Source organism: Intrasporangium oryzae NRRL B-24470 (assembly GCF_000576595.1).
Taxonomy (GTDB): Bacteria; Actinomycetota; Actinomycetes; order Actinomycetales; family Dermatophilaceae; genus Intrasporangium_C; species Intrasporangium_C oryzae.
The window spans coordinates 71,055-81,245 of the sequence record NZ_AWSA01000019.1 but is presented as its reverse complement, the minus strand read 5'-3'; the positions used below and the strand labels follow the sequence as shown (position 1 = coordinate 81,245).

Annotated in this window: 10 protein-coding genes and 1 tRNA gene; all 11 read right to left on the bottom strand. The window is 72.1% G+C overall.

Annotation, left to right across the window (positions count from 1 at the left end; translation table 11 throughout):
• Nucleotides 1-33: 33 nt before the first annotated feature.
• The 11 genes from N865_RS10680 to ald all read right to left on the bottom strand — a co-directional run bounded on the left by N865_RS10680 (nt 34) and on the right by ald (nt 10,142).
• Nucleotides 34-107, bottom strand: a tRNA-Pro gene (locus N865_RS10680).
• A gap of 99 nt (nt 108-206) precedes the next feature.
• Nucleotides 207-1,697 carry a ribosome biogenesis GTPase Der gene (gene der, locus N865_RS10675; protein WP_034805323.1) on the bottom strand — a complete coding sequence of 497 codons (1,491 nt, stop codon included), beginning with the start codon at nt 1,695-1,697 and terminating at the stop codon, nt 207-209.
• A gap of 12 nt (nt 1,698-1,709) precedes the next feature.
• Nucleotides 1,710-2,375 carry a lysophospholipid acyltransferase family protein gene (locus N865_RS10670; RefSeq protein WP_034805318.1) on the bottom strand — a complete coding sequence of 222 codons (666 nt, stop codon included), beginning with the start codon at nt 2,373-2,375 and terminating at the stop codon, nt 1,710-1,712.
• On the bottom strand, nt 2,372-3,091 hold the full coding sequence (gene cmk / locus N865_RS10665; protein ID WP_034805317.1) for a (d)CMP kinase: 720 nt from the start codon (nt 3,089-3,091) through the stop codon (nt 2,372-2,374). Before cmk ends, N865_RS10670 begins: the two co-directional genes overlap by 4 nt.
• Nucleotides 3,092-3,145: 54 nt before the next feature.
• On the bottom strand, nt 3,146-4,228 hold the full coding sequence (locus N865_RS10660) for a prephenate dehydrogenase (RefSeq protein WP_034805315.1): 1,083 nt from the start codon (nt 4,226-4,228) through the stop codon (nt 3,146-3,148).
• Nucleotides 4,229-4,274: 46 nt separating this feature from the next.
• Nucleotides 4,275-5,267, bottom strand: coding sequence for a pseudouridine synthase (locus tag N865_RS10655; protein WP_034805313.1), 993 nt, complete (start codon nt 5,265-5,267; stop codon nt 4,275-4,277).
• Nucleotides 5,264-5,902 (bottom strand): SMC-Scp complex subunit ScpB, encoded by a 639-nt coding sequence (scpB, locus tag N865_RS10650; protein ID WP_034805311.1) that lies wholly within the window; start codon nt 5,900-5,902, stop codon nt 5,264-5,266. Before scpB ends, N865_RS10655 begins: the two co-directional genes overlap by 4 nt.
• Complete coding sequence (locus N865_RS10645; protein ID WP_034805367.1) at nt 5,899-6,945, bottom strand: segregation and condensation protein A; 1,047 nt, start codon at nt 6,943-6,945, stop codon at nt 5,899-5,901. Before N865_RS10645 ends, scpB begins: the two co-directional genes overlap by 4 nt.
• Nucleotides 6,946-6,961: 16 nt before the next feature.
• The gene (locus N865_RS10640; RefSeq protein WP_034805308.1) at nt 6,962-7,999 is read right to left on the bottom strand and encodes a ParA family protein; all 1,038 of its coding nucleotides are present in this window, start codon (nt 7,997-7,999) and stop codon (nt 6,962-6,964) included.
• 74 nt (nt 8,000-8,073) lie between these two features.
• Nucleotides 8,074-9,030, bottom strand: coding sequence for a site-specific tyrosine recombinase XerD (gene xerD, locus N865_RS10635; protein ID WP_034805305.1), 957 nt, complete (start codon nt 9,028-9,030; stop codon nt 8,074-8,076).
• On the bottom strand, nt 9,027-10,142 hold the full coding sequence (ald, locus tag N865_RS10630; protein ID WP_034805302.1) for an alanine dehydrogenase: 1,116 nt from the start codon (nt 10,140-10,142) through the stop codon (nt 9,027-9,029). Before ald ends, xerD begins: the two co-directional genes overlap by 4 nt.
• Nucleotides 10,143-10,191: the final 49 nt, after the last annotated feature.

Here is a 10,191-nt window from a genome sequence, read left to right as displayed (position 1 = left end):
CCTGTCAACGGTGTCTCGGGACATCACACACGGTCGGGCTGACAGGATTTGAACCTGCGACCCCTTGACCCCCAGTCAAGTGCGCTACCAAGCTGCGCCACAGCCCGTGTGCCCCTCGGGGCGAACGAAACCATAGCGCACCTGCTGCCCTGCAACCGAATCGGGGGCCGACACGGGCCGCCGCGCCCGCAGGGGCTGGGTGAGGCTCACCTCCGACGCTTCTCCCGGACCCGGACCGACACCTCGATCGGGGTGCCCTCGAAGCCGAACTGCTCGCGCAGGCGCCGCTCGAGGAACCGGCGGTAGCCCGCCTCGATGAAGCCCGAGGCGAAGATGACGAACCGGGGCGGGCGGGTCGAGGCCTGGGTCGCGAAGAGGATGCGCGGCTGCTTTCCCCCTCGGACGGGGTGGGGGTGGGCCGCGACGATCTCGCCGAGGAAGGCGTTGAGCCTCGCCGTCGGGATGCGGGTGTCCCACGACTCGAGCGCGGTCTCGATCGCTGGCACGAGCCGGTCCATGTGGCGGCCGGTCCGTGCGGAGATGTTGGCCCGGGGAGCCCACGGCACCTGGACGAGCTCCTTCTCGATCTCGCGCTCGAGGTAGTAGCGGCGCTCCTCGTCGAGGGTGTCCCACTTGTTGTAGGCGATGACGAGGGCACGGCCGGCGTCGATGACCTGCTGGATGACGCGGATGTCCTGCTCGGCGATCGGCTGCTCCGCGTCGATGAGGACGACCGCGACCTCGGCCTTCTCGAGGGCCGTCTGCGTGCGCAGGGAGGCGTAGAAGTCGGCTCCGCGCGTCTGGTGGACGCGGCGCCGGATCCCCGCAGTGTCGACGAAGCGCCACGTCGTGCCGCCGAGCTCGATGAGCTCGTCGACCGGGTCACGCGTCGTCCCGGCAATGTTGTCGACGACGACCCGCTCGGAGCCGGCGAGCCGGTTGAGCAGGCTCGACTTGCCGACGTTGGGGCGACCGATCAGGGCGACCCGTCGCGGACCGCCCTGGGCGTAGGCGCCGTGCGCCGAGAACTCGGGGAGCACCTCGAGGACCGCGTCGAGGGCGTCGCCACTCCCGCGCCCGTGCAGGGCCGAGACCGGGTAGGGCTGCCCGAGACCGAGGTTCCAGAGCGCGGCGGCGTCGGCCTCTCCCCGCTCGTCGTCGACCTTGTTGGCGATGAGGACGACCGGCTTGCCCGACTTTCGCAGCAGCTTGACGACGGCCTCGTCGTCGTCGGTCGCGCCGACCGTCGCGTCGACGACGAACATGACGACGTCGGCGAGGTCGATTGCGATCTCGGCCTGCTCGGCGACGCGCAGGTGGATGCCGCTCGCGTCGGCCTCCCACCCGCCCGTGTCGACGAGGGTGAAGCGGCGGCCACCCCACTCCGCCTCGTAGGAGACGCGGTCGCGGGTGACGCCGGGGACGTCCTCGACGACGGCCTCGCGCCGCCGGAGGATGCGGTTGACCAGGCTCGACTTGCCGACGTTGGGACGGCCGACGACGGCGACGACGGGGAGCGGTCCCTGCGCGAGCTCGTCAGCGGCATACGGGCCCTGGGCGGCGAGAAGCGCCTCGTCCTCGGGGCTCAGCTCGAAGTCGGAGAGGCCGGCGCGCAGGGCCCGCTCGACGGCGGCGTCGTCCTCGGTCGCGATCGGAGCACCCTCGTCCTCGGCGGGGCGGGCGGTCTCGTCAGTCACGGTTTCCTCGAATCACAGAAGTTCAGTTGAGGCACCATTCTCCACCCGCGCACGACGTACGTGTGACGCGAGTGCGTCGCGCAGCTGGTCGCTGGCGCTCCGCAGCCGGTCACGGCCGGGCACCGACGGGTCGGCCTCGAGCGCGAAGGGCTCGCCGAAGTCGACGACGAGCGTGGCTCGTGGGCGCGGCCAGGCGTCGGGAGACGCACCCTCGACCCGCGTCCCGAGCACGGCCACGGGAACGATGCGCGCGCGGGTGCGCAGGGCGATCCAGGCGGCACCCTGGTTGACCTCCTCGACGTGCCCCTCGTTGCGCGTGCCCTCCGGGAAGATGCCGACCGCTCCCCCGCGCTCGAGCACGGCGCTCGCCGTCGCGAGGGCCGTCCGGTCGCCCACGGAACGGTCGATCGGGATCTGGCCGACCTGACTGATGACCCACCCGAACGGACCGTGGAAGGCCTCCTGCTTGACGAGGAAGTTGACCGGCCGAGGGGCGAGCGAGAAGACGAGGGGGCCGTCGAGGAAGGCGGCGTGGTTGGCGACGAGGATGACGGGCCCGTCCATCGGCACCCGCTCGGCGTGGTGGTGGACGCCCCGGTAGAGGGTGTGGAAGATCGCCTGGCCGACCCGGCGCCCCGCCCTGGCGCGCCGTGGGTCGGGCGCGACGACGGCCTTCATGCGCGTGCGGCCGCGACGACCTGCAGGACCGCAGCGACCGAGCCGTCGAAGTCGAGGTCGGAGGTGTCGACCGTCGTCACGCCGTCGGCGGCGACGGTGAACTGGGAGACGGCCGAGTCGGCCTTGTCGCGGTCGACGATCTGCGAGCGTGTGGCCGCCACGGCCTCGGCGCCGTCGTGGCCGTGCAGTTCCTTCGACCGTCGGGCGAGACGGGCCTCCTCGGAGGCCGTGAGGAGGATGCGCACTGGGGCGTCCGGCGCGACGACGGTCGTGATGTCTCGCCCCTCGGCGACGACCCCGCCCCGGGACGCGCCCGCCTCGGAGATGAGCCGACGCTGGAGCCGGCGCATGATCTCGCGGACGGGGATGACGCCGGCGACGGCCGACACCTGGGTGGAGATCCGGGTCTCCCGGATGTCTGCCGCCACGTCGTGTCCGGCGACCTCGACGGTCGGAGCGTCGGGGTCGGTGCCGATCGTGAGGGGGAACGCCTCGGCCGCGTCGATGACCGCAGCCTCGTCCGCCAGGTCGACGCCCTCCTCGAGACACCACCACGTGAGGGCGCGGTACATGGCGCCCGTGTCGAGGTAGCCGAAGTCGAGGGTTCGGGCGACCTGCTTCGAGACGCTCGACTTGCCGGAGCCCGAGGGCCCGTCGATGGCGACGACGAAACCGGAGAGCTGGGCGTCGGGCTGGGTCACGGGGCGTTCAGACATGCGCCAGAGCCTAGTGCGCGGCGGGGAGCGGGCCGGACCGCGTCCGGGCGCTGCTCAGTCGTGGACGCGCCAGCCCAGGCGGGCCAGCTCGGTGCGGAGCGGCTCCACCGACGCGGGCACGACCGAGACCTCGGCGACGCCGACCGCCTGTCCGAGCCCGTGCTCGAGGTGCAGGTCCTCGAGGTTGATCCCGGCGCTGCCGATGTCGCCGAGGAGTCGAGCCAGCGCTCCCGGCTCGTCGGGCACGACGACCGAGACGACGACGTATGCCGCTGGTGCAGCTCCGTGCTTGCCCGGGATCCGCGCGTGGCCGAGGTTGCCCGCCTCGAGCACGTGGCTCAGGGTGCCGAGCGAGCCCGCGCCGTCGCGCTCGACGATCCCGTCGAGGGCCGTGACCACGTCGTCGACCTGGTCGCGGACGTGCCGCAGCACGTCGCGCACTGCGGCCGCGTTGCCGGCGAGGATCTGGGTCCACAGCCGCGGGTCGCTGGCGGCGATGCGCGTGACGTCGCGCAGGCCCTGGCCGGCGAGGCCCACGGCCGACTCGGGGAGCTCACGCAGGCAGGAGGCGACGATGCTGGCGGCGAGCTGCGGGACGTGCGAGACCGCCGCGACGGCCTCGTCGTGCTCGTGCGCGGGCATGACGCGGACGGCCGCGCCGACAGCGAGGGCCAGCTCGCGGACGCGGCGCACGGACTCCTCCGTCGTGTCGGGATGCGGCACGACGACCCAGGCCCGCCCGTCGAAGAGGTCTCCGCGGGCCGCTGCTGCACCAGAGCGCTCACGTCCGGCCATGGGGTGCGAGCCGACGTAGCGGGTCGCGTCGACGCCCGAGGCGAGCACGTCCCGCAGGACCGACTCCTTGACCGAGGCGACGTCGGTGACGACGGCGTGCGGCCACCGGGAGAGCGCGTCGACGACGACCTGCGCCGTGACGTCCGGGGGCGCGCCGACCACGACGATGTCGGGGTCAGCGTCAGTCTCGGTCGCAAGCGACCCGGCACGGAGGTCCCGGGCGAGCCGGACGGCCGTCGGCGACGGGTCCTCGAGGGTGACCGCGAAGCCGGCCGACGACAGGGCGATCCCCAGGCTGGTGCCGATCAGCCCGGTCCCGATGATGCGGACGCTCGTGCTCACGCGGTCAGCGTAACGACCCGGCCGCCGCACGGAGCGGCGGTCCGCGTCAGAGGCCGGCCGCCTTGTAGAGGGCGCCGATCTCGGCCTTGTTGAGCCGGCGCGTGCGCCCCGACTTCAGGTCGGCGAGCCGGATCGGGCCGACCTCGGTTCGGACGAGCTCGAGGACCGGGTGCCCGACGGCGTCGAGCATGCGCCGCACGACGTGCTTGCGCCCCTCGTGCAGGACGATCTCGACGAGCGCCTTGCCGGGTTGCGAGTCGACGACCCGGAACGAGTCGACGGCGACCGGGCCGTCCTCGAGCTCGATGCCCTCCCGGAGGCGCTTGCCGACGTCGCGCTGGACGGGCCCGCGGATCGTCGCGAGGTAGGTCTTGAGCACGCCGTATGCCGGGTGCTGGAGCCGGTGCGCAAGGTCGCCGTCGTTGGTGAGCAGGAGCAGGCCCTCGGTGTCGGCGTCGAGCCGGCCGACGTGGAAGAGCCGCTCCTCGCGGTTGCCGACATAGTCGGCGAGCGAGACGCGTCCGAGCTCGTCGCTCATCGTCGTGACGACGCCCTTGGGCTTGTTGAAGGCGAGGTAGACGCGGTCCTCGTCGAGGTTGACACGGACGCCGTCGACGTGGACGGTCTGGCGCTTGGGGTCGATGCGGACCCCGAGCTCGGTGACGACCTGGCCGTCGACCTCGACCCGGCCCTGCGCGATGAGGTTCTCGCAGACCCGTCGGGACCCGACGCCGCCGGCGGCCATGAGCTTCTGGAGCCGGACGCCGTCGGGGTCGTGGACGTCGATCGTCGGGGCGCTCTGGCGCGGGGGGAGCTTGGTCGGCTGGCTCGGCTTGGTGGATCCCGCGAACCGGGCCCCGCTCTTGCCGCCGGACCTCGTCCCGGACCGTCCGCCCGACGCCGCGCCAGGCTTGCCGCTCGACCGGCCGCTGCCGGCCTTGCCTCGCCCGCCGGGTGCGCCGGACCGCCCGCCCGATCCTGCGCCCGACCCGGAGGCCTTCTTGCGGGGCTGGCGGGGGGACCTCGAGTGTTCGCTCATGCGTGTCCTTCCTCGATGAGCTCGTCGATGACATCGGCATCGGGTAGGTAGGGGGCCAGCGCGGGGAGGTCGTCGAGGGACGTCAGGCCCATGCGCTGGAGGAAGTAGGAGGTGGTCCGGTAGAGCACGGCACCGCTCTCACCGGTGTCATCGAGCTCCTCGATGAGGCCTCGCGAGAGCAGGGTGCGCACGACGCCGTCGACATTGACGCCGCGGACCGCGCTGACGCGGGCCCGGGACACGGGTTGACGGTACGCGATGACGGCCAGGGTCTCCAGCGACGCCTGGGTCAGCCTGGCCTGCTGGCCGTCCAGGACGAACTTCTCGACGACGGGCGCGAAGTCGGCCCGGCTGTAGACCCGCCACCCGCCGGCCACGTTGCGCAGGGTGAAACCGCGCTGCGCCGCGGCATACTCCTCCTCGAGGGCGTGGAGGTGAGCCGTGACGTCCTCGACGGGCAGCTCGAGGGCGGAGGCGAGGGCGACCTCGCTCACCGGTTCGTCGACGACCATGAGGACGGCCTCGAGGGCCGACCTGGCGCCGCCCGGGAAGTCGTTGATGTCGAAGGCGATCTGCTCGTCGCCGCCTTCGGCCGGCTCGACGGGCTCGCGGGCCGCTGCCGCCTGGTCACTCATTCGTCTGCTCCTGCCGGCCGGGCCGTGCGGTCGTCGGTCTCCGACTCGGGGGCGTCGGGAAGGGCGTCGCGGACGCCGGGTCGCCGCGCGACCGTCTCGGGGTCTCGACGGTCGCCATCTTCTCCGCCTTCCCTGCCATCCTCGTCGTCGAGCTCGTCGAACTCGTCGTCGATGGAGACGTCGCCCTGCTCGGCGCCCGTCCATCGTACGTCGAGCTCGCCGAGGGCCTCCGCCTGCTCGAAGGCCACGGCGGCCTCCTTGAAGAGCTCGAGCAGGGCGAGGAACCGCGCGACGATGACGAGCGTGCTGTCGGCGTCGGCGACGAGAGCGCGGAAGGACACCTGCCCCCTCGACCGGATCCGCTCGACGATGATCGCGGCCTGCTCGCGGACGCTCACCTGCGGCGCGTGGAGGTGGTCGAGGCCGACCGTGGGCGGGATCCGGGGGGTCATGGCCCGGGCGGCGATCATGGCGAACTGCTCGGGGGTGACCGCGATGACGAGCTCGGGAAGCAGGCTCGCGAACTCCGGCTCGAGGCCCGCCTGGCGTGGTGTCATCCGGCCGGCTGTCGCCATCCGCTCCTGGAACGTCGCAGCGATCTGCTTGTAGGCGCGGTACTGGAGCAGCCTGGCGAAGAGCAGGTCGCGGGCCTCGATGAGCGCGAGGTCCTCGTCGTCCTGCGGGCCGGACTGCGGGAGCAGGCGGGCGGCCTTGATGTCGAGCAGGGTCGCCGCGATGAGGAGGAACTCGGACGCCTGGCTGAGGTCCCAGTCGCCGTCGGCTGCCTGGGCGGCCTTGATGTGCGCGACGAACTCGTCGGTGACCTGCGCAAGAGCGACCTCGGTGATGTCGAGCTTGTGCTTGCTGATGAGTCCGAGGAGCAGGTCGAAGGGCCCGCTGAAGACGTCGAGGTGCACCTCGAAGGGCGCAGCCGCCCGTCGCGTGATGACGCCACCCGGCACGAGGTCGTCTCCCGCACCCGCGGGAGGCAGCGCGGGGGTCTCGTCGACCGGCGCGCGGTCGACGGTGTCGTGCTCGGTCATCGCATCCTTCGCCGCGTCAGGCCGCGCCGCCACGCGCGATGAGCTCTCGTGCGAGCTGGCGGTAGGCCCCTGCGCCGGAGTGGTCCGAGGAGTACGTCGTGATCGGCTCGGCGGCGAGCGTCGCGTCGGGGAACTTGACCGTCCGGCTGATCACCGTGTGGAAGACCTGGTCGCCGAAGTGGTCGACGACGGAGCGGACGACCTCGCGGCTGTGCAGGGTCCGGCTGTCGTACATCGTGGCGAGGATGCCGTCGACCTGCAGGCGCGGGTTGAGGCGGTCGGTGATCTTGTCGATCGTGTCGATGAGCAGGGCCACGCCACGCATGGCGAAGAACTCGCACTCGAGCGGGATGATGACCCCGTGCGAGGCCGTCAGGGCGTTGACCGTGAGCAGGCCGAGCGAGGGCTGGCAGTCGATGAGGATCACGTCGTACTCGTCGAGGGCGGGGCGCAGGGCCCGGGCGAGGATCTGCTCGCGGGCCACCTCGCCGACGAGCTGGACCTCGGCGGCCGAGAGGTCGATGTTGGCCGGCACGACATCGAGGTTGGGGGTCCGGGTGGGCACGATCACCTCGTGAATCTCGTGGCCCCGCTCGATGAGGAGGTTGTAGATCGTCAGGTCGAGCTCCTGGGCGTTGACGCCGAGGCCGACCGAGAGCGCCCCCTGGGGATCGAAGTCGATGACGAGAACCTTGCGGCCCAGCTCGGCCAGCGCGGCGCCGAGGTTGATCGCGGTCGTCGTCTTGCCGACGCCACCCTTCTGGTTGCACATGGCGATGACGCGGGCAGGGCCGTGGCTCGTCAGCGGGGGCGGCTCGGGGAAGTGCGGCTCGGGCCGGCCGGTCGGACCCAGCTCACCGCCGTTGGTGAGCCCGTCGCTCAGTCCGTCGGTGAGGCCGTCGTCCGACCTGCGTGCCGAACCGTTGGAGGACTCGGCACCGGGCCTCCGCGGCGCACCCCCGGCTCCGGGCCACGACGTGGCCCCGCCGTCGCCGGCCGTGTCGGGCCGGTCGAGGTGCTCGGACTGCATGGTCTCGTGTGACTCCTCGTTCACCGGGTGTTCCGCTCCGCTCGGTCGTGCCCGTCCTGTGCACTCGGTCGGCCTCTCGCCGATCACGAGTGACCATATCAGCGGGCACGGGGGTGAGCCCCCGCATAGACCTCGCGGAGTCGGGTCACGGAGACCATCGTGTAGATCTGTGTCGTCGTGACCGAGGCGTGGCCGAGGAGCTCCTGGACGACTCGGACGTCGGCCCCGCCGTCGAGCAGGTGGGTCGCGAACGAGTGCCGCAGGGTGTGCGGCGAGATCCCCGACAGCCCGGCCCGCTCGGCCGCTCGCTGGATGACGGCCCAGGCCGACTGCCGCGAGAGCCGAGCCCCGCGCTGGTTGAGGAAGAGCGCGGGTCCGCCTCTGCCGCGGGCCGCGAGCGCCGGACGGCCCCGGACGACGTAGGCGGACACGGCGTCGAGGGCGTAGTGCCCGACCGGGACGATGCGCTCCTTGCCCCCCTTGCCGCGGAGCCGCACGGCACCGACCGAGGCGCCTCCCTGCCCGACCGGGTCGGAGTCGATGTCGTCGACGTCGATGCCGACCGCCTCGCTGATCCGCGCGCCGACGCCGTAGAGCACTTCGAGGAGGGCGCGGTCGCGAAGCGACTCGGGCGTGTCGCCGACCGAGGCCGCGGCGAGGAGGCGCTCGACGGACTCGACGGAGATCGCCTTGGGCAGGCGCGATGGTGGCCTCGGCGGCGCGACGTTGCCGGCCGGGTCGGTCGGGACGGTGCCCTCGAGCGCGAGGAAGCGGTGGAACCCGCGCACGGCGACGAGGGTCCGCGCGGCGGAGGACGCGGCGAGGCCCCGCTCGCGCAGGGAGGCGAGGAAGTCCGAGACGTCCGCCTCGGTCACGCGGGCCGCGTCGTCGACCCCGCGGTCGGCGAGGTACTCGCGGTACTTGCGCAGGTCACGCTCGTAGGAGCTGAGGGTGTTCTCGGAGGCTCCCCGCTCGACACGGACGTGGTCGAGCCACCCCCGGACGTCCCGCTCGAGGCGAGTCGTCCGGGGCGGCGCAGGCGTGACCTCCGTCAGGAGAGGGCCTCCTCCAGGGTGATCGCGTCGAGGCCATGGGCCTCGGCGACACCGGCATACGTCACATGGCCGTCGTGCGTGTTGAGGCCGAGGCCGAGCGCACGGTCGGCGCGCAGCGCGTCGCGCCAGCCCCGGTTGGCCAGCTCGACGGCATACGGGAGGGTGACGTTGGTCAGCGCGTAGGTGCTCGTGTGGGGCACGGCACCCGGCATGTTGGCGACGCAGTAGAAGACCGAGTCGTGGACCTTGTAGGTCGGGTCTGCGTGCGTGGTGGGGCGGGAGTCCTCGAAGCAGCCGCCCTGGTCGATCGCGATGTCGACGAGCACCGAGCCCGGCTTCATGCGGGCGACCTGCTCGTTGGTGACGAGCTTGGGCGCCTTGGCACCGGGAACGAGGACCGCGCCGATGACCATGTCGGCGTCGGAGATCGCACGCTCGATCTCGTAGGCGTTGGATGCGACCGTCTGGCAGTGGCCCTGGTAGACGAAGTCGGCGTTGCGCAGGCGGCTGACGTCGCGGTCGAGGAGGAGCACCTCAGCCTGCATGCCGAGGGCGATGGCGGCGGCGTTCATGCCGGACACGCCGGCGCCGATGACGACGACCTTCGCCGCGTAGACGCCTGACACGCCGCCCATGAGGACACCGCGGCCGCCCTGGGCGCGCATCAGGGCCTGGGCGCCCACCTGCGGGGCGAGCCGGCCCGCGACCTCGGACATCGGGGCGAGGAGCGGCAGGCTCCGGTCGGGCAGCTCCACCGTCTCGTAGGCGATGCCCGTGACCTTGCGCTTGCAGAGCTCCTCCGTGAGCGGCCGGTCGGCGGCGAGGTGGAGGTAGGTGAAGAGGGTCTGGCCCTCGCGCATCCGGTCGTACTCCTGCGCGATCGGCTCCTTGACCTTGAGGATCAGGTCACCCGTGGCCCAGACCTCGTCGGGGCCGTCGAGGATCTTCGCCCCGGCCGCCTCGTAGTCCTCGTTGAGGATCGACGAGCCGACGCCGGCGTCGCGCTCGACGAAGACGTCGTGGCCGTTGCGGACGAGCTCGTGGACACCGGCGGGCGTGATCGCCACCCGGTACTCGTGGTTCTTCACCTCGCGGGGAATACCGACCTTCATTGCTCTGCACATCCTTGTGTCTGATCGTCGTTGATCTGCTCCGCGGCCC

Bases quoted from the DNA above. Each gene is read 5' to 3' on its own strand.
- N865_RS10670 (WP_034805318.1), bottom strand. From the start codon at position 2,375: ATGAAGGCCGTCGTCGCGCCCGACCCACGGCGCGCCAGGGCGGGGCGC.
- cmk (WP_034805317.1), bottom strand. From the start codon at position 3,091: ATGTCTGAACGCCCCGTGACCCAGCCCGACGCCCAGCTCTCCGGTTTC.
- N865_RS10655 (WP_034805313.1), bottom strand. From the start codon at position 5,267: ATGAGCGAACACTCGAGGTCCCCCCGCCAGCCCCGCAAGAAGGCCTCC.
- scpB (WP_034805311.1), bottom strand. From the start codon at position 5,902: ATGAGTGACCAGGCGGCAGCGGCCCGCGAGCCCGTCGAGCCGGCCGAA.
- N865_RS10645 (WP_034805367.1), bottom strand. From the start codon at position 6,945: ATGACCGAGCACGACACCGTCGACCGCGCGCCGGTCGACGAGACCCCC.
- ald (WP_034805302.1), bottom strand. From the start codon at position 10,142: ATGAAGGTCGGTATTCCCCGCGAGGTGAAGAACCACGAGTACCGGGTG.